We start from the raw sequence: 19,595 nt of genomic DNA on the forward strand, positions 1-19,595 counted from the left end.
AGTGAAGAAACATGAAGCTGACTTCTGCGGTACTGCTGGGCCTGGCGTCGCTGTCCTCGGGGGCTGCCGCTGCAGCCGAGGTTTCTCCCTTGCTGGTGATTCACGGCGGGGCCGGCGTCGAGCGCAAGGACTTCAGTGCTGCAGAGGAGCGTGCGGCGCGTGCGGCCTTGACCGAGGCGCTGCGTCAGGGCCATCAGGCACTGGTCGCGGGCAAGCCGGCGCTGGATGCGGTGACTGCCGCCATCACCGTGCTGGAGAACGACCCGACCTTCAATGCCGGGCGTGGAGCGGTGTTCACGCATGACGGCAAGAACGAGCTGGATTCCTCGCTGATGGATGGCGCCACGCTGCGTGCCGGTGCGGTGGCTGGCGTGCATACGGTGAAGAATCCGATCCTGCTCGCGCGCGCGGTGATGGAGCATTCGCCGCACGTGATGATGGTGGGGCAGGGCGCGGAGATGTTCGCTGCCGAACAGAAGATCGAGCTGGTCGATCCGTCCTACTTCCGCACCGAAAAGCGCTGGGAGCAGCTGCAGCGTGCATTGAAGGAAGAAACCGCAGGGCAGGCGCACACCGACCTGGAAACCGCCAAGCATTTCGGCACCGTCGGTGCCGTTGCGCTGGACAACCAGGGCAAGCTCGCAGCGGGCACGTCCACCGGCGGCATGACTAATAAACGCTATGGGCGTGTGGGTGATTCGCCGATCATCGGTGCCGGCACCTATGCCAGCGACCAGTGCGCGGTTTCAGGCACGGGCTGGGGCGAGTACTACATCCGTCTGTCGGTGGCGCATGAAATATGCGCACGCATGAAGTACTTGAAGGAAACGCCGGCACAGGCCGGCGATGAAGTCATCGTCAAGCGCATTCCCGAGCTCGGTGGCGATGGCGGTGGCATCGTGTTGTCTGCTGATGGCAAGGCGGCATTCCCCTTCAATACCGAAGGCATGTACCGCGGTTGGATTGGTGCCGATGGCGTGCCGCATGTGGCGATTTTCGCCGACGAAAAGATTAAGATGCCCGGCGAGTGATCGGCACCGCCGATGCCGAAAAGAAAATTCACCGAATGTGAAGATTTCTGTTGACAGCATCGGCGCTGATCACCAAAATAGCGAGCTCACCCACCCCTGACCGGCAAGGCCGCCGGTCCTAGACAAGGGAGTGGAATGGAGGGATACCCAAGCGGCCAACGGGGGCAGACTGTAAATCTGCTGGCTTACGCCTTCGGTGGTTCGAATCCACCTCCCTCCACCAGTTTTATGTTGTGACGTGTTTTCCCGGTGCGGGAGTAGTTCAACGGTAGAACCTTAGCCTTCCAAGCTAATGGTGCGGGTTCGATTCCCGTCTCCCGCTCCATTGAACGAAACGAAAAAACACGGCATAATAGACAACTCGCTCACGTAGCTCAGTCGGTAGAGCACCTCCTTGGTAAGGAGGAGGTCGAAGGTTCGATTCCTTTCGTGAGCACCATCTTGCCGATAGTGCATAACCAACCTGTTACCGAGAAGAAGCAGCCATGTCCAAGGGTAAGTTCGAGCGTACCAAGCCGCACGTCAACGTCGGCACCATCGGCCACGTCGATCATGGCAAGACCACGCTGACCGCCGCACTGACCAAGATCGGTGCAGAGCGCTTCGGTGGCGAATTCAAGGATTACTCGGCTATCGACGCCGCGCCGGAAGAGAAGGCTCGTGGTATCACGATCTCCACCGCGCACGTTGAGTACGAATCGGCCAACCGTCACTACGCCCACGTCGATTGCCCGGGCCATGCTGACTACGTCAAGAACATGATCACCGGTGCTGCTCAGATGGACGGCGCGATTCTGGTGTGCTCGGCCGCTGATGGCCCGATGCCGCAGACCCGCGAGCACATCCTGCTGTCGCGTCAGGTCGGCGTGCCGTACATCGTCGTGTTCCTGAACAAGGCCGACATGGTTGACGACGCCGAGCTGCTTGAGCTGGTCGAAATGGAAGTTCGTGAGCTGCTGAGCAAGTACGACTTCCCGGGCGACGACACCCCGATCGTTCACGGTTCGGCGCGTATGGCACTGGAGGGTGACCAGAGCGAAATCGGCGTGCCGGCCATCCTGAAGCTGGTCGATGCACTGGACAGCTGGATCCCGACCCCGGAGCGCGATGTTGACAAGCCGTTCCTGATGCCGGTGGAAGACGTGTTCTCGATCTCGGGCCGCGGCACCGTGGTGACCGGTCGTATCGAGCGCGGCGTGATCAAGGTCGGCGAAGAAATCGAAATCGTCGGTATCCGTCCGGTCCAGAAGACCACCGTCACCGGTGTGGAAATGTTCCGCAAGCTGCTCGACCAGGGTCAGGCAGGCGACAACGCCGGTCTGCTGCTGCGTGGCACCAAGCGTGATGACGTCGAGCGTGGCCAGGTTCTGGCCAAGCCGGGTTCGATCAAGCCGCACACCCAGTTCGAAGCCGAAGTGTACGTTCTGTCGAAGGATGAGGGTGGCCGTCATACCCCGTTCTTCAAGGGCTACCGTCCGCAGTTCTACTTCCGTACCACCGACATCACCGGCGCTTGCGAGCTGCCGGAAGGCGTCGAGATGGTGATGCCGGGCGACAACGTCAAGATGGTTGTCACCCTGATCAACCCGGTGGCAATGGACGAAGGCCTGCGCTTCGCAATCCGCGAAGGTGGCCGTACCGTCGGCGCCGGCGTGGTTGCAAAGATCGTCGCGTAATAAGCCTGTAGCGCCAGCAGTAACTGCTGTTGGTTGCGCGAAAGGCGGGCCGGGTAACTCGGTCCGCCTTCGCCGTCTAAGGTGATGTGTAACAGTCAAGTCATACGCCAGTAGCTCAATTGGCAGAGCAGCGGTCTCCAAAACCGCAGGTTGGGGGTTCGAGTCCCTCCTGGCGTGCCACTTGCAACTCTCTATCCAGTGACCTTGGTCGCACCAGCTACAAGAGTCGGATGAACAGCAAGATCGAACATTCCAAGTCCGCCGCGTCATCGGGTGGCGATATCGTCAAGTACGTCGGCGCTGCGCTGTTGGTGCTGGCGGGTCTGTTTGTCTGGTTCTGGTTCGCCGATCAGCCGCGTGCTGCCCAGTTGGGCGCATGGGCGGGTCAGTGGCGTGCACTGGCAGTGGTTTTGGGTCTGGTGGCTGGTGGTGCAGTATTCCTGCTGACCACGAAGGGCCGTCAGACAATTGAATTCCTTTCTGAATCCCGTTTCGAGCTGCGCAAGGTTGTGTGGCCGACCCGCCAGGAAGCTATCCGCATGACGTGGGTAGTGGTAGTGGTGGTTATCGTGCTGAGCCTGCTGTTGGGTGGTTTCGATTTCGTGATCCAGAAGCTGACCCAGTGGTTCTTGGGTCGTTAAGGAGATATCTGTGAAGCGTTGGTACGTCGTTCACGCCTATTCAGGCTTTGAGAAGTCGGTTGCGCAGACACTGCGTGATCGCATTGTGCGCGACGAGATGCAGGAGCTTTTTGGTGATGTGCTGGTCCCCACGGAAGAAGTGGTGGAAATGCGCGCAGGCCAGAAGCGCCGCTCCGAGCGCAAGTTCTTCCCGGGTTACGTGCTGGTACAGATCGAAACCCACGAAGAAGCCGGTATCCCGCGTATCGACAACGAAAGCTGGCACTTGGTCAAGGAAACCCCGAAGGTCATGGGTTTCATTGGCGGCACTGCGGATCGCCCGCTGCCGATCCAGGACAGTGAGGCTGCTGCCATCCTGAATCGCGTTCAGGAAGGTGTCGAGAAGCCGCGTCCGAAGGTGCTGTTCGAGCCGGGCCAGATGGTCCGTGTCACCGAAGGCCCGTTCAACGATTTCAACGGCGTTGTCGAAGAAGTCAATTACGAGAAGAGCCGTCTGCGCGTCTCGGTGCTGATCTTTGGTCGCGCCACCCCGGTCGAGCTCGAGTTCGGCCAGGTCGAAAAGGCGATCTGACGCTGGCCGCGCCACCTGTTCAGGTGGCGTCGCAAAAAGCTGCTACAATTTTCGGCTCCCCAATGTGGGAGCAAATCCAAGGCTGCCGCAAGGTGGCCTTTGGTGTGAATTCATAACGCGATGCCGGGACGCGTGATTCCCGGTCCGATGGGGAGCCTGTTGTCGTAAGGCGCTAGCACCCGGAGAGTACTTCAATGGCAAAGAAAGTAGTTGGTTATATCAAGCTGCAGGTAAAGGCCGGTCAGGCCAATCCCTCGCCGCCGGTCGGTCCTGCGCTGGGTCAGCGCGGCCTGAACATCATGGAATTCTGCAAGGCGTTCAACGCTGCTACGCAGAAGCTGGAGCCGGGTCTGCCGGTGCCGGTGATCATCACGGCCTATTCGGACCGTACGTTCACCTTCATCACCAAGAGCACCCCTGCGACCACGCTGCTGAAGAAGGCCGCTGGCATTTCTTCGGGCTCGAAGAAGCCGAACACCGACAAGGTGGGCAAGGTGACGCGTGCGCAGCTGGAAGAAATCTGCAAGGCAAAGGAGCCGGATCTGACGGCTGCCAGCCTTGACGCCGCCGTGCGTACGATTGCGGGCTCTGCCCGTTCCATGGGCTTGGTGGTAGAGGGTTAATCTGATGGCACTGAATAAGCGCGAAAAGGCCATTGCGGCCGCCGTTGTCCCGGGTAAGGCATATGCCTTCGAGGACGCAATCAACATCCTGAAGACCGTCACCAAGGCCAAGTTCGTCGAGTCGATCGACGTTGCTGTCCGTCTTGGCGTTGACGCCAAGAAGTCCGACCAGCAGGTTCGCGGTTCCACCGTGCTGCCGGCTGGTACCGGCAAGTCGGTCCGCGTGGCCGTGTTTGCTCCGGCCGGTGCCAAGGCTGACGAAGCCCTGGCCGCTGGCGCCGAAGCTGTCGGCATGGACGACCTGGCTGAGAAGATGCAGGCCGGCGATCTGAACTATGACGTCGTCATCGCTACCCCGGACGCCATGCGCGTTGTCGGTAAGCTGGGTACGCTGCTGGGCCCGCGCGGCCTGATGCCGAACCCGAAGGTCGGCACCGTTTCGGCCAACCCGGGCGAAGCCGTCAAGAATGCCAAGTCGGGTCAGGTGCGTTACCGCACTGACAAGGCCGGCATCATCCACTGCACCATCGGCAAGGCCAGCTTCGAAAACGGCGCGCTGCAGTCGAACCTGCAGGCACTGCTGCTGGACCTGATCAAGGCCAAGCCGGCTACCTCGAAGGGCCTGTACCTGCAGAAGGTATCGGTCAGCTCGACGATGGGCCCGGGCGTGACGGTTGATCAGTCCTCGCTGACCCTGAAGTAATTGTTTCAAGCGGCTTCGGTACCTTTGGTGCCGGAGCCGTCATTTTGAAGGCGTCGCGCGGGTTTACCCGCGTGGAGCCGTCAAAGACCGCAGGCGCGGTCAGCGCATACCGGCGACGGGCACGGAAGCTCGATTTGGCAAGGAGTCGCCGCCGGCACAGCGAGATCGCTTAATCGATTCGTTCTCGAATCACCCTGCGTAGATGGTGCCGCCCTTCTGGATTTTTCTGGTTCACGTACGTCTGGGTTCACCCAGGTTTGCACTCCAGCTCTAGAACGGCCACCACCGGAACATCACCCGATGTTCCCGGCGTCCAGGATGGATGCCGCCCAGGACCGCACACGGCTAGGAGCCGTAAGCGGAATATGTTTGAAGCAGAGATTAGAGATTCGAACGTAACGGTTGGCAAACGCGGTAATACCGCTTGCGCGAACCCAGGGTCCGAATCACCAATCCCCGCTTAAACGGAGGAGTGCAATGGCTCTCAATCTGTCCCAGAAGCAAGAAGTAGTCGCCGAGCTGGCAGACATCGCCGCCAAGGCCCACTCCTTGATCGCAGCCGAATACGCTGGCACCACGGTCGCTCAAATGACCGCGATGCGTAAGCAGGCCCGCGAAACCGGTGTTTTCTTGAAAGTTGTCAAGAACACGCTGGCCTCGCGCGCCGTTGAAGGCACCGATTTCGCAGTTGCAAAAGACCAGATGGTTGGTCCGCTGCTGTATGCGTTTTCGCTTGAGGAGCCCGGCGCAGCCGGTCGCCTGATCAAGGATGCAGCCAAGGGTAACGACAAGCTGAAGGCGAAGGTCGTGGCAATCGGCGGGGAAATCTTCCCGGCCAGCCACGTCGACGTGCTGGCATCGTTGCCGACCCGTGATCAGGCACTGGCCATGTTGGCCCGCGTCCTGACCGAGCCGGTCACCATGTTCGCCCGCGCCGTCAAGGCTATCGGTGAAAAGCAGGAAGGTGGCGCAGCGGAAGCTGCAGCGCCGGCCGCTGAAGCCGAAGCTGTCTAAGTTCGACGTCCACGTGGTTCCGCACGGAACCTCAATCCAGAATATTTTCAAAAGGTAATCAAAATGTCCCTTACCAACGATCAGATCGTCGACGCGATCGCCGAAAAGTCCCTGATGGAAGTGATGGAGCTGGTCAAGGCCATCGAAGAGAAGTTCGGCGTCTCGGCTGCTGCCCCGGTTGCAGTTGCTGCTGCTGGCCCGGCTGCTGTTGTTGAAGAGCAGACCGAATTCAACGTCATCCTGAAGGATGCCGGCGCCAAGAAGGTCGAAGTGATTAAGGCTGTCCGCGCCATCACCGGCCTGGGCCTGAAGGAAGCGAAGGACCTGGCAGAAGCCGGCGGCATCGTGAAGGAAGGCGCGTCGAAGGACGAGGCCGAGAAGTTCAAGAAGGACCTGGAAGCCGCCGGCGCGACCGTCGAGCTGAAGTAATCAGTTCCTTGCATCGTCATCGATTCGCGGCGATGCAGCTGAGGCTGGGGGCGTAAAGCCCCCGGCCTTTGGTCGTTTCAAACCGTTGTAATGCCGGGCGTGCCCGGTTGCAACGGGGTAGTGCCGAGCCATGCTCGGCAAGCTTCAGAAAGACCAACGTGGCAAGTGTCAGGCGCTGCGCTCCAGACGATGGAGTGACCCGCAGCCGATACAAGCGAGTTGGCAGTTGGAAGTAGCGGGAGAAGGCGTGCTGGTGCCGGCAATACCAGCGACTTCCAACTGACAATTTCAAGTTTCCTTACGGGTTGTGGACGCACGGCCCGCACAACAAGGTGGAAGACCTCATGACGTCCTATTCGTACACCGAAAAAAAGCGCATCCGCAAAGATTTCGGCAAGCAGCGCTCGATCCTCGAGGTGCCGTTCCTGCTCGCGATCCAGGTTGATTCGTACCGCGAATTCCTGCAGGAAAACATCGACCCGGCCAAGCGCTCCGACCACGGCCTGCATGCTGCGCTGAAGTCGGTGTTCCCGATTTCCAGCTACAGCGGCAACGCTGCCCTGGAATACGTCGGTTACAAGCTGGGCGACCCGGTGTTTGACGAGCGCGAGTGCCGCCAGCGTGGCATGAGCTACGGCGCACCGCTGCGCGTCACCGTGCGTCTGGTCATCTACGACCGCGAATCGTCCACCAAGGCGATCAAGTACGTGAAGGAACAGGAGGTCTATCTGGGCGAAATCCCGTTGATGACCGACAACGGCACCTTCATCGTCAACGGTACCGAGCGCGTCATCGTGTCGCAGCTGCACCGTTCGCCGGGCGTGTTCTTCGACCACGACCGTGGCAAGACCCACAGCTCGGGCAAGCTGCTGTACAGCGCCCGCATCATCCCGTACCGCGGTTCCTGGTTGGACTTCGAGTTCGACCCGAAGGACGCGCTGTTCACCCGTATCGATCGCCGCCGCAAGCTGCCGGTGTCGGTGCTGCTGCGTGCGCTGGGCTACAACAACGAAGAGATGCTGGCCGAGTTCTTCGAGGTCAACACCTTCCACATCAACCCGGACGAAGGCGTGCAGCTGGAGCTGGTGCCGGAGCGTCTGCGTGGCGAAACGCTGAACTTCGACCTGGCCGATGGCGACAAGGTCATCGTGGAAGCCGGCAAGCGCATCACCGCGCGCCATATCAAGCAGCTGCAGTCCTCGGGCATTGCCGCGCTGGCCGTGCCGGATGACTACCTGGTCAGCCGCATCCTGTCGCACGACGTGGTCGATGCCAACACCGGTGAGCTGTTGGCCCTGGCCAATGACGAAATCAGCGAAGAGCAGCTGCAGAACTTCCGCAAGGCGGGCGTTGATGCAGTGGGCACGCTGTGGGTGAACGATCTTGATCGTGGCGCCTACCTGTCCAACACCCTGCGCATCGATGGCACCAAGACCCAGCTCGAAGCGCTGGTCGAAATCTATCGCATGATGCGTCCGGGCGAGCCGCCGACCAAGGACGCTGCACAGAACCTGTTCCACAACCTGTTCTTCACCTTCGAGCGCTACGACCTGTCCACGGTCGGCCGCATGAAGTTCAACCGTCGTGTCGGCCGCAAGGAAGTCACCGGTGAGTCGGTGCTGTACGACCGCAAGTACTTCGGCGAGCGCAACGACGAGGAATCCAAGCGCCTGGTCGCCGCACACGGCGAAGGTTCGGACATCCTGGACGTGATCAAGGTGCTGACCGAGATCCGCAACGGTCGTGGCGTGGTCGATGACATCGATCACCTGGGCAACCGTCGCGTGCGTTCGGTCGGCGAAATGGCCGAGAACGTGTTCCGCGTGGGCCTGGTCCGCGTCGAGCGCGCGGTCAAGGAGCGCCTGTCGATGGCCGAGTCGGAAGGCTTGACCCCGCAGGAACTGATCAACGCCAAGCCGGTTGCTGCTGCGATCAAGGAATTCTTCGGCTCCTCGCAGCTGTCGCAGTTCATGGATCAGAACAACCCGCTGTCGGAAGTGACGCACAAGCGCCGCGTCTCGGCCCTGGGCCCGGGCGGCCTGACCCGCGAACGCGCTGGCTTCGAAGTGCGCGACGTGCACCCGACCCATTACGGTCGCGTCTGCACCATCGAAACGCCGGAAGGCCCGAACATCGGCCTGATCAACTCGCTGGCCGTGTTCGCACGCACCAACAAGTACGGCTTCCTGGAAACCCCGTACCGCAAGGTGCATGACGGCAAGGTCTCCGACGAGATCGAGTTCCTGTCGGCCATCGAAGAAAACGAGTACGTCATCGCCCAGGCAAACGCCCTGACCGATGCCAAGAACATGCTCACCGAGCAGTTCGTACCGTGCCGCTTCCAGGGTGAGTCGCTGCTCAAGCCGCCGGCAGAAGTCCACTTCATGGACGTCTCGCCGATGCAGACCGTGTCGGTTGCTGCGGCACTGGTTCCGTTCCTGGAGCACGATGACGCAAACCGCGCACTGATGGGCGCCAACATGCAGCGTCAGGCCGTGCCGACCCTGCGTGCGCAGAAGCCGCTGGTGGGTACCGGTATCGAACGCGCCGTGGCCCGTGACTCCGGTGTGACCGTGAACGCCCTGCGTGGCGGCGAGATCGTGCAGATCGACGCCGGCCGCATCGTGGTCAAGGCCAACGAGAACGAGATCACCGATCCGGCCGATGCCGGCGTCGATATCTACAACCTGATCAAGTACACCCGTTCGAACCAGAACACCTGCATCAACCAGCGTCCGCTGGTGAACGTGGGTGACGTGATCGCGCGCGGCGACGTGCTGGCCGATGGCCCGTCCACCGATATCGGTGAACTGGCGCTTGGTCAGAACATGCTGATCGCCTTCATGCCGTGGAACGGCTACAACTTCGAAGACTCCATCCTGCTGTCCGAGCGTGTGGTCGAAGAAGATCGTTACACCACGATCCACATCGAAGAACTGACCTGCGTTGCACGTGACACCAAGCTGGGGCCGGAGGAAATTTCCGCCGACATCCCGAACGTGTCCGAGCAGGCGCTGAACCGTCTGGACGAATCCGGCGTGGTGTACATCGGTGCAGAAGTGCGCGCCGGCGACATCATGGTTGGCAAGGTGACGCCGAAGGGCGAGAGCCAGCTGACCCCGGAAGAGAAGCTGCTGCGCGCGATCTTCGGCGAGAAGGCTTCCGACGTTAAGGACAGCTCGCTGCGCGTTCCGCCGGGCATGGACGGCACCGTCATCGACGTGCAGGTCTTCACCCGCGACGGCATCGAGAAGGACAAGCGCGCACGCCAGATCGAAGAAAACGAGATCAAGCGCGTCAAGAAGGACTTCGACGACCAGTTCCGCATCCTCGAAGGCGCCATCTACGCACGTCTGCGCTCGCAGATCGTGGGTAAGGTTGCCAACGGCGGCGCCAACCTGAAGAAGGGTGACGTGGTTTCCGATGCGCTGCTGGACGGCCTGAAGAAGTCCGACTGGTTCACCCTGCGCATGAAGGACGACGACGCCTCCGACGCCATCGAACGTGCCCAGATGCAGATCCAGGCACACGAGAAGGAATTCGAGCGCCGCTTTGCCGACAAGCGCGGCAAGATCACCCAGGGCGACGATCTGGCACCGGGCGTGCTGAAGATGGTCAAGGTGTTCCTGGCCGTGAAGCGTCGCATCCAGCCGGGTGACAAGATGGCAGGCCGCCACGGCAACAAGGGTGTGGTCTCCAACGTGGTGCCGGTCGAAGACATGCCGTACATGGCTGACGGCAACACCGTGGACATCTGCTTGAACCCGCTGGGCGTGCCTTCGCGTATGAACATCGGCCAGATTCTGGAAGTGCATCTGGGCTGGGCCGCAAAGGGCCTGGGCAAGCGCATCCAGGGCATGCTGGAACAGCAGCGTGCGGTCAGTGAACTGCGTGAGTTCCTGGGCAAGATCTACAACCACGATTCGGCCATTTCCGAAGAGCGTGTTGACCTGACCCAGTTCAGCGACGACGAGCTGATCAACCTGGCCAAGAACCTGACCGACGGCGTGCCGATGGCAACCCCGGTGTTCGACGGCGCGGCCGAAGACGAGATCCGCGAAATGCTGAATCTCGCCTACCCGGACGGTGCCCCGGAAACCGAACGCCTGGGCTTCAACACCAGCAAGACGCAGATGCAGCTGTATGACGGCCGCACCGGCGAAGCCTTCGACCGCAAGACCACGGTCGGCTACATGCATTACCTGAAGTTGAACCACTTGGTCGACGACAAGATGCATGCCCGCTCGACCGGTCCGTACTCGCTCGTTACCCAGCAGCCGCTGGGCGGCAAGGCGCAGTTCGGTGGTCAGCGCTTCGGTGAAATGGAAGTCTGGGCACTGGAAGCCTACGGCGCGGCCTACACCCTGCAGGAAATGCTGACGGTGAAGTCCGATGACGTACAGGGCCGTAACCAGATGTACAAGAACATCGTCGACGGTGAGCACGAGATGGTTGCGGGCATGCCGGAATCCTTCAACGTTTTGGTGAAGGAAATCCGCTCGCTGGCCATCAACATGGAACTGGAAGGCGGTTGATTGCGCAGGCGCTGCTGCAGTGATGCAGCAGCGCCGCCAGCACTGACTGACAGCCCATCGACAAAGATTTCCTCCTTTCGGAGAACACCATGAAAGACCTGCTCAACCTCTTCAACCAGCAGCGCCAGACGCTGGACTTCGACGCGATCAAGATCGCGCTGGCCTCGCCGGACCTGATCCGTTCGTGGTCCTTCGGCGAAGTGAAGAAGCCGGAAACCATCAACTACCGTACCTTCAAGCCGGAACGTGACGGCCTGTTCTGCGCCGCCATCTTCGGGCCGGTCAAGGACTACGAGTGCCTGTGCGGCAAGTACAAGCGCATGAAGCACCGCGGCGTCGTCTGCGAAAAGTGCGGCACCGAAGTAACCCTGGCCAAGGTGCGTCGCGAGCGCATGGGCCACATCGACCTGGCATCGCCGGTCGCGCACATCTGGTTCCTCAAGTCGCTGCCGTCGCGCATCGGCCTGATGCTGGACATGACCCTGCGTGACATCGAGCGCGTGCTGTACTTCGAAGCCTACGTGGTGACCGAGCCGGGCCTGACCGCTCTGGAACGCCGCCAGCTGCTGACCGAAGAACAGTACCTGCAGGCACGCCAGGAACACGGCGATGACTTCGACGCCGCAATGGGCGCCGAGGCTGTCTACGAACTGCTGCGCACCATCGACCTGCAGGCCGAAATGGTTCGCCTGCGCGAAGAAATCGCCTCGACCGGTTCGGAAACCAAGCTCAAGCGTCTGACCAAGCGCATCAAGCTGGTCGAAGCCTTCCTCGAGTCGGGCAACCGCCCGGAGTGGATGGTGATGACCGTGCTGCCGGTGCTGCCGCCGGACCTGCGTCCGCTGGTTCCGCTGGACGGTGGCCGCTTCGCGACTTCGGATCTGAACGATCTGTACCGCCGCGTCATCAACCGCAACAACCGTCTGCGCCGCCTGCTGGAGCTCAACGCTCCGGACATCATCGTGCGCAACGAAAAGCGCATGCTGCAGGAATCGGTTGACGCCCTGTTGGACAACGGCCGTCGCGGCCGTGCCATCACCGGCACCAACAAGCGCCCGCTCAAGTCGCTGGCCGACATGATCAAGGGTAAGCAGGGTCGCTTCCGTCAGAACCTGCTGGGCAAGCGCGTCGATTACTCGGGCCGTTCGGTGATCACCGTGGGTCCGTACCTGAAGCTGCACCAGTGCGGCCTGCCGAAGAAGATGGCGCTTGAGTTGTTCAAGCCGTTCGTGTTCGCCAAGCTGCAGCGTCGTGGCCTGGCTACCACCATCAAGGCTGCCAAGAAGCTGGTTGAGCGCGAAGAAGGCGAAGTCTGGGACGTCCTGGAAGAAGTCATCCGCGAACATCCGGTGCTGCTGAACCGTGCGCCGACCCTGCACCGTTTGGGCATCCAGGCGTTCGAACCGCTGTTGATCGAAGGCAAGGCCATCCAGCTGCATCCGCTGGTCTGTACCGCATTCAACGCCGACTTCGACGGTGACCAGATGGCCGTCCACGTGCCGCTCTCGCTGGAAGCCCAGCTGGAAGCGCGTGCGCTGATGATGTCCACCAACAACATCCTGTCGCCCGCCAACGGCGAGCCGATCATCGTGCCGTCGCAGGACGTCGTGTTGGGCCTGTACTACATGGCCCGCTCGCTGGTGAACAAGAAGGGCGAAGGCATGGTCTTCGCCAACACCGACGAAGTGAAGCGTGCCTACGACAACCGCCTGGTTGAACTGCATGCGCGCGTCAAGGTGCGCATCGTGCAGGTCGAGCGTGACGAAGACGGCAACAAGGTCAAGAAGACCTCGATCGTCGACACCACCATCGGCCGTGCGCTGCTGAGCGAGATCATGCCGGAAGGCCTGCCGTTCGAGCTGTGCAACACCGAGATGACCAAGAAGAACATCTCGCGTCTGATCAACCAGAGCTACCGTCTGCTGGGTCTGAAGGACACCGTGGTGTTCGCCGACAAGCTGATGTACACCGGCTATGCCTACGCAACCCGCGCTGGCGTGTCGATCGGCATCGACGACATGCTGATCCCGGACGAGAAGAAGGGCATCCTCGGCGAAGCTGAAGCCGAAGTGCTGGAAATCCAGGAGCAGTACCAGTCCGGTCTGGTCACCGCCGGCGAGCGCTACAACAAGGTGGTCGACATCTGGTCGCGCACCAATGAGCGCATCGCCAAGGCGATGATGGAAACCATTGGTACCGAAAAGGTCATTGGTAGCGACGGTGAGCTGGTCGACCAGAAGTCGATGAACTCGCTGTACATCATGGCCGACTCCGGTGCCCGTGGTAGCCAGGCGCAGATCCGTCAGCTGGCCGGTATGCGTGGCCTGATGGCGCGTCCGGATGGCTCGATCATCGAGACGCCCATCAAGGCGAACTTCCGTGAAGGCCTGAACGTGCAGGAGTACTTCAACTCCACCCACGGTGCCCGTAAGGGTCTGGCCGATACCGCGTTGAAGACGGCGAACTCGGGTTACCTGACCCGTCGTCTGGTCGACGTGGCGCAGGACGTGGTGATCACCGAAGTCGACTGCGGTACCTCGGAAGGTCTGACCATGACCCCGATCGTGGAAGGCGGCGACGTGGTTGAGCCGTTGAAGGAGCGCGTACTGGGCCGCGTTGTGGCCGAGGACGTGTTCCTGCCGGGCAACGACGAAGATCCGATCGTGACCCGCAACACGCTGCTCGACGAGCAGTGGGTGAACAAGCTGGAAGAAGCTGGCGTGCAGACCATCAAGGTCCGCTCGACGATCACCTGTGAGTCCTCGTTCGGCGTCTGCGGTCGCTGCTACGGCCGCGATCTGGCCCGTGGCCACATCGTCAACATCGGTGAAGCGGTTGGCGTCATCGCCGCACAGTCGATCGGTGAGCCGGGTACCCAGCTGACCATGCGTACGTTCCACATCGGTGGTGCGGCATCGCGTGCGGCTGCGGTCGACAACATCACCGTCAAGACCACCGGTTCGGTGAAGTTCTCCAACCTGAAGCACGTCGAGCAGGCCAGCGGTTCGCTGGTTGCCGTCTCGCGTTCGGGTGAAATCTCCGTGCTCGATCCGCATGGCCGTGAGCGTGAGCGCTACAAGCTGCCGTACGGTGCCAGCATCGGCGTCAAGGACGGTGCGGAAATCAAGGCTGGCCAGACCGTGGCCAACTGGGATCCGCATAACCACCCGATCGTGTCGGAAGTGGCTGGTTTCGTGCGCTTCATCGACTTCATCGATGGCGTGACCGTGATCGAGAAGACCGACGAACTGACCGGTCTGGCCTCGCGCGAAATCACCGATCCGAAGCGTCGTGGCTCGCAGGCGAAGGATCTGCGTCCGCTGGTCCGCATCATCGATGGCAAGGGCAATGACCTGACCATCCCGGGTACCGACCTGCCGGCACAGTACCTGCTGCCGCCGCGCTCGATCGTCAACCTGCAGGATGGCGCGCCGGTAGGCGTGGGCGACGTGGTTGCCAAGATCCCGCAGGAAGCGTCCAAGACCCGCGACATCACCGGTGGTCTGCCGCGCGTTGCCGACTTGTTCGAAGCACGCAAGCCGAAGGATCCGGCGATCCTGGCCGAGCGTTCGGGCATCATCAGCTTCGGCAAGGACACCAAGGGCAAGCAGCGCCTGATCATCAAGGACACCGATGGTTCGGAGCACGAAGAGCTGATTCCGAAGTACCGCCAGATCATCGTGTTCGAAGGCGAGCACGTGACCCGCGGTGAAACCGTGGTGGACGGCGAGCCGAGCCCGCAGGACATCCTGCGCCTGAAGGGTGTGGAAGAACTGGCCCGTTACCTGGTCAAGGAAATCCAGGACGTTTACCGCCTGCAGGGCGTGAAGATCAACGACAAGCACATTGAAGTGATCTCGCGTCAGATGCTGCGCAAGGTGGAAATCGTCGACCAGGGCAGCAGCAAGTTCCTCAATGGCGAGCAGGCCGAGCGCCAGCGCGTGATCGAAGAGAACGTGAAGCTGGCCGGTCGCAACGAGTTGCCGGCCCGTTTCGAGCCGGTGCTGCTGGGTATCACCAAGGCATCGCTGGCGACCGAGTCGTTCATTTCGGCCGCTTCGTTCCAGGAAACCACCCGCGTGCTGACCGAGGCTGCCGTGCGCGGCACCTCCGACGGCCTGCGCGGCCTGAAGGAAAACGTGATCGTTGGCCGCCTGATTCCGGCGGGCACCGGTCTTGCGTATCATGCCCAGCGCCGCCGTAACGCGTCGGGTCTGACCGAATCGGAAATCGCAACCCTGGCCGGTCCGGTCGTGGTCGCGGAGCCCGAAGTTGCAGCACCGGAAGCTGAACAGGCTACTGGTGAAGAGTAAGTAGTTAGATCGGCCGGCCCGCTCGCGGGCCGGCAGTTCGACCTGAACGGGGCATATGGAGATACCCCTGTAACAGCTCTGGATCAGGGCTGGCTTGGCATGGGCTTGTTTGACTGGGCTCTTGACAAGTTGCTACAATCGTCTGTCTCAGCAGGCCAAAAATTTGGCCTGCTTTACAATTTCCGCATCCTGGCCGTTTTTACGGCCCCAATCAGAAGAACCTACTGATGGCGACGATCAACCAGCTGGTGCGCAAGCCGCGCCAAGCCACCACCTACAAGAGTGCCTCGCCGGCACTCGACAAGTGCCCGCAGCGCCGTGGCGTCTGCACGCGCGTTTACACCACCACCCCGAAGAAGCCGAACTCGGCTCTGCGTAAGGTTGCAAAGGTTCGCCTGACCAACCAGGAAGAAGTCATTTCCTACATCGGTGGTGAAGGCCACAACCTGCAGGAGCACTCCGTGGTCCTGATCCGTGGCGGTCGCGTCAAGGATCTGCCGGGTGTGCGTTACCACACCGTCCGTGGCTCGCTCGATGCCGCCGGCGTTGCCAAGCGTCGTCAGGCGCGTTCCAAGTACGGCGCAAAGCGTCCGAAGGCCTGAGGAATAAGACATGTCACGTAAAGGTAATACTCCCCAGCGTTCGGTCCTGCCGGATCCGAAGCACAAGAGCGAAACCATTGCCCGCTTCATCAACATGGTCATGTTGAGCGGCAAGAAGTCCGTTGCTGAAAAGATCGTCTATGGCGCCATGGACGTGATCGGCGAAAAGAACCCGAACGCAATCGAGCTGGTGCAGAAGGCACTGGACAACGTTGCTCCGGGCGTCGAAGTGAAGTCGCGTCGCGTCGGTGGTGCCACCTATCAGGTGCCCGTCGAAGTGCGTGCTTCGCGCAAGATGGCCCTGGCCATGCGTTGGCTGATCGACTCGGCGCGTAAGCGCGGCGAGAACACCATGCCGCGCAAGCTGGCTGCTGAACTGCTGGACGCTTCGGAAAACCGCGGCGGCGCCATCAAGAAGCGTGAAGAAACCCACCGTATGGCGGAAGCGAACAAGGCCTTCGCTCACTACCGCTGGTGAGTTGAAGGGGCCTTGGAAACAGGGCCCCTGGCACCCATGTGGTGCTGCTTGTAGCGCTCTTAGCGCTGCTTCAATCCGAAGGCCGCCGCAAGGCGGCGTTCGGCCATCCGAATTCCAAGAAATTGAGAGGCTCCCGTGGCCCGCACCACTCCTATCGAGCGTTACCGTAACTTCGGCATCATGGCTCACATCGATGCCGGCAAGACCACCACGTCCGAGCGCATCCTGTTCTACACCGGTAAGAGCCACAAGCTCGGTGAAGTGCATGACGGCGCCGCCACCATGGACTGGATGGAGCAGGAGCAGGAGCGTGGCATCACGATCCAGTCCGCTGCTACCACCGCGTTCTGGAAGGGCATGGACAAGTCCCTGCCGGAGCACCGCTTCAACATCATCGATACCCCCGGGCACGTTGACTTCACCATCGAAGTCGAACGCTCCCTGCGCGTGCTCGACGGTGCGGTGTTCGTGCTGTGCGCCGTTGGTGGCGTGCAGCCGCAGTCCGAGACCGTGTGGCGTCAGGCCAACCGTTACCAGGTGCCGCGCATCGCGTTCGTCAACAAGATGGACCGTACCGGTGCCAACTTCCTGAAGGTCCGTGACCAGCTGAAGGCTAAGCTCGGCGCTGTCGCCGTGCCGATGCAGCTGCCGATCGGCGCTGAAGAAGGCTTCAAGGGCGTGGTCGATCTGCTCAAGATGAAGGCCATCCATTGGGATGACGCTTCGCAGGGCATGAAGTTCGAGTACGGCGAAGTCCCGGCTGACATGCAGGCAGCGGCTGAAGAAGCCCGCACCTTCATGATCGAAACCGCGGCTGAAGCCAGCGAAGAGCTGATGGAAAAGTACCTGGGCGGCGAAGAGCTGAACGAGGACGAGATCATCAAGGCACTGCGTACCCGTACGCTGGCCGTTGAAATCGTGCCGATGTTCTGTGGCTCGGCGTTCAAGAACAAGGGCGTGCAGGCCATGCTTGACGGCGTGATCCAGCTGCTGCCGTCGCCGATCGACGTGCCGGACGTGAAGGGCACCGACGTTGACGACGACACCATCGAGATGACCCGCAAGTCGGACGACAAGGCTCCGTTCTCGTCGCTGGCGTTCAAGATCATCACCGATCCGTTCGTTGGCGCGCTGACCTTCTTCCGTGTCTACTCGGGCACCCTGAACGGTGGCGACACCGTGCTGAACTCGGTGAAGAACAAGAAGGAGCGCATCGGCCGCATCCTGCAGATGCACTCCAACAACCGCGAAGAAATCAAGGAAGTGTTGGCTGGTGACATCGCGGCTGCCGTGGGCCTGAAGGACACCACCACCGGTGACACGCTGTGCTCGCTTGAAGCACCGATCGTGCTTGAGCGCATGGTGTTCCCGGAGCCGGTGATCTCGATGGCTGTCGAGCCGAAGACCAAGTCGGACCAGGAAAAGATGGGTCTGGCACTGGGCCGTCTGGCACAGGAAGATCCGTCGTTCCGCGTCAAGACCGACGAAGAATCCGGCCAGACCATCATCTCCGGCATGGGCGAGCTGCACCTGGACATCATCGTTGACCGCATGAAGCGCGAGTTCAACGTTGAAGCCAACGTCGGCAAGCCGCAGGTTGCGTACCGCGAAACCATCCAGCTGGCTGACGTCAAGTCGGATTACAAGCACGCCAAGCAGTCCGGTGGTAAGGGTCAGTACGGTCACGTCGTGATCGAGCTGTCGCCGATCACCGCTGAAGATCGTGCCGATCCGAAGCTGGCCGGTTCCATCAAGGACGACTTCCTGTTCATCAACGACATCACCGGCGGCGTGATCCCGAAGGAATTCATTCCTTCCGTGGAAAAGGGCCTGCGCGAAACCATCACCAGCGGTCCGCTGGCTGGCTTCCCGGTGGTGGACGTCAAGGTCAAGCTGGTGTTCGGCTCGTACCATGACGTTGACTCCTCGGAAATGGCGTTCAAGCTCGCCTCGTCGATGGCCTTCAAGCAGGGCTTCGCCAAGGCCAAGCCGGTGCTGCTGGAGCCGATCATGAAGGTCGAGATCGTGACCCCGGAGGAATACCAGGGTGACGTGATGGGCGACGTAAGTCGTCGTCGTGGCGTTCTGCAGGGCTCGGGCACCACCGGTGACGGTTCGGCCAGCATCATCAACGCGATGATCCCGCTGGGCGAAATGTTCGGTTACGCCACCGCGCTGCGTTCGCAGACCCAGGGTCGCGCAACCTTCACGATGGAATTCGACCATTACGAGCCGGCGCCGAACAACATCGCCGAAACCGTCATCAAGAAGGGCTGAGTCTCAGACTCAGCCTCTCCCTCCAAGTTTTAGCTAATCAAGGAATTACATATGTCCAAGGGTAAGTTCGAACGTACCAAGCCGCACGTCAACGTTGGCACCATCGGCCACGTCGATCATGGCAAGACCACGCTGACCGCTGCACTGACCAAGATCGGTGCAGAGCGCTTCGGTGGCGAATTCAAGGATTACTCGGCCATCGACGCCGCGCCGGAAGAGAAGGCTCGTGGTATCACGATCTCGACCGCGCACGTTGAGTACGAATCCGCCAACCGTCACTACGCCCACGTGGATTGCCCGGGCCATGCTGACTACGTCAAGAACATGATCACCGGTGCTGCCCAGATGGACGGCGCGATCCTGGTGTGTTCGGCTGCTGACGGCCCGATGCCGCAGACCCGCGAGCACATCCTGCTGTCGCGTCAGGTCGGCGTGCCGTACATCGTCGTGTTCCTGAACAAGGCCGACATGGTTGACGACGCCGAGCTGCTCGAGCTGGTCGAAATGGAAGTTCGTGAGCTGCTGAGCAAGTACGACTTCCCGGGCGACGACACCCCGATCGTTCACGGTTCGGCGCGTATGGCGCTGGAAGGTGACCAGAGCGAAATCGGCGTGCCGGCCATCCTGAAGCTGGTCGATGCACTGGACAGCTGGATCCCGACCCCGGAGCGCGATGTTGACAAGCCGTTCCTGATGCCGGTG

At 61.1% G+C, this 19,595-nt stretch carries 14 protein-coding genes and 4 tRNA genes; all 18 read left to right on the forward strand.

All coding sequences use genetic code 11. The features are described 5' to 3' along the window. Positions 1–11 precede the first annotated feature (11 nt). Complete coding sequence (locus tag ABE493_RS10275; RefSeq protein ID WP_346498827.1) at positions 12–1,031, forward strand: isoaspartyl peptidase/L-asparaginase family protein; 1,020 nt, start codon at positions 12–14, stop codon at positions 1,029–1,031. A gap of 137 nt (positions 1,032–1,168) precedes the next feature. After that, positions 1,169–1,254: transfer RNA gene (locus ABE493_RS10280), tRNA-Tyr, on the forward strand. 28 nt (positions 1,255–1,282) lie between these two features. Then, positions 1,283–1,356 (forward strand) — tRNA-Gly (locus ABE493_RS10285). A 38-nt stretch (positions 1,357–1,394) separates the two neighbouring features. After that, positions 1,395–1,470, forward strand: a tRNA-Thr gene (locus ABE493_RS10290). A 46-nt stretch (positions 1,471–1,516) separates the two neighbouring features. Further along, positions 1,517–2,707 (forward strand): elongation factor Tu, encoded by a 1,191-nt coding sequence (gene tuf / locus ABE493_RS10295; RefSeq protein WP_346498828.1) that lies wholly within the window; start codon positions 1,517–1,519, stop codon positions 2,705–2,707. Positions 2,708–2,811: 104 nt separating this feature from the next. Further along, positions 2,812–2,887: transfer RNA gene (locus ABE493_RS10300), tRNA-Trp, on the forward strand. 50 nt (positions 2,888–2,937) lie between these two features. Beyond that, positions 2,938–3,348, forward strand: a complete 411-nt coding sequence (secE, locus tag ABE493_RS10305; RefSeq protein ID WP_346498829.1) for a preprotein translocase subunit SecE — start codon at positions 2,938–2,940, stop codon at positions 3,346–3,348. Positions 3,349–3,358: 10 nt separating this feature from the next. Next, entirely contained in the window at positions 3,359–3,919 is a 561-nt protein-coding gene (nusG, locus tag ABE493_RS10310; protein WP_346498830.1) for a transcription termination/antitermination protein NusG, read from the forward strand. A 194-nt stretch (positions 3,920–4,113) separates the two neighbouring features. Then, positions 4,114–4,542 carry a 50S ribosomal protein L11 gene (gene rplK, locus ABE493_RS10315; RefSeq protein WP_057630030.1) on the forward strand — a complete coding sequence of 143 codons (429 nt, stop codon included), beginning with the start codon at positions 4,114–4,116 and terminating at the stop codon, positions 4,540–4,542. 4 nt (positions 4,543–4,546) lie between these two features. Then, positions 4,547–5,245, forward strand: a complete 699-nt coding sequence (rplA, locus tag ABE493_RS10320; protein WP_346498831.1) for a 50S ribosomal protein L1 — start codon at positions 4,547–4,549, stop codon at positions 5,243–5,245. A 477-nt stretch (positions 5,246–5,722) separates the two neighbouring features. Continuing rightward, on the forward strand, positions 5,723–6,259 hold the full coding sequence (gene rplJ / locus ABE493_RS10325; protein ID WP_057630025.1) for a 50S ribosomal protein L10: 537 nt from the start codon (positions 5,723–5,725) through the stop codon (positions 6,257–6,259). 63 nt (positions 6,260–6,322) lie between these two features. After that, positions 6,323–6,688 carry a 50S ribosomal protein L7/L12 gene (rplL, locus tag ABE493_RS10330; RefSeq protein ID WP_346498832.1) on the forward strand — a complete coding sequence of 122 codons (366 nt, stop codon included), beginning with the start codon at positions 6,323–6,325 and terminating at the stop codon, positions 6,686–6,688. A 344-nt stretch (positions 6,689–7,032) separates the two neighbouring features. Beyond that, a complete protein-coding gene (gene rpoB / locus ABE493_RS10335) occupies positions 7,033–11,223 on the forward strand; it encodes a DNA-directed RNA polymerase subunit beta (protein ID WP_346498833.1) in 4,191 nt (1,396 codons plus the stop codon). A gap of 89 nt (positions 11,224–11,312) precedes the next feature. After that, entirely contained in the window at positions 11,313–15,536 is a 4,224-nt protein-coding gene (gene rpoC, locus ABE493_RS10340) for a DNA-directed RNA polymerase subunit beta' (protein ID WP_346498834.1), read from the forward strand. A 227-nt stretch (positions 15,537–15,763) separates the two neighbouring features. Then, the gene (gene rpsL, locus ABE493_RS10345; protein ID WP_004145320.1) at positions 15,764–16,138 is read left to right on the forward strand and encodes a 30S ribosomal protein S12; all 375 of its coding nucleotides are present in this window, start codon (positions 15,764–15,766) and stop codon (positions 16,136–16,138) included. Between the two features lie 10 nt (positions 16,139–16,148). After that, positions 16,149–16,616: a 30S ribosomal protein S7 gene (gene rpsG / locus ABE493_RS10350; RefSeq protein ID WP_303749028.1), complete on the forward strand. Its 468-nt coding sequence runs from the start codon at positions 16,149–16,151 to the stop codon at positions 16,614–16,616. A gap of 135 nt (positions 16,617–16,751) precedes the next feature. Next, positions 16,752–18,893, forward strand: a complete 2,142-nt coding sequence (gene fusA, locus ABE493_RS10355; protein WP_346498835.1) for an elongation factor G — start codon at positions 16,752–16,754, stop codon at positions 18,891–18,893. Between the two features lie 51 nt (positions 18,894–18,944). Continuing rightward, positions 18,945–19,595, forward strand: a 651-nt coding sequence (locus tag ABE493_RS10360) for a GTP-binding protein (protein ID WP_346498836.1), incomplete at its 3' end; no start/stop codon positions are given.

The sequence above is a fragment of the Stenotrophomonas terrae genome (genome assembly GCF_039674165.1).
GTDB classification, from domain to species: domain Bacteria; phylum Pseudomonadota; class Gammaproteobacteria; order Xanthomonadales; family Xanthomonadaceae; genus Stenotrophomonas; species Stenotrophomonas terrae_A.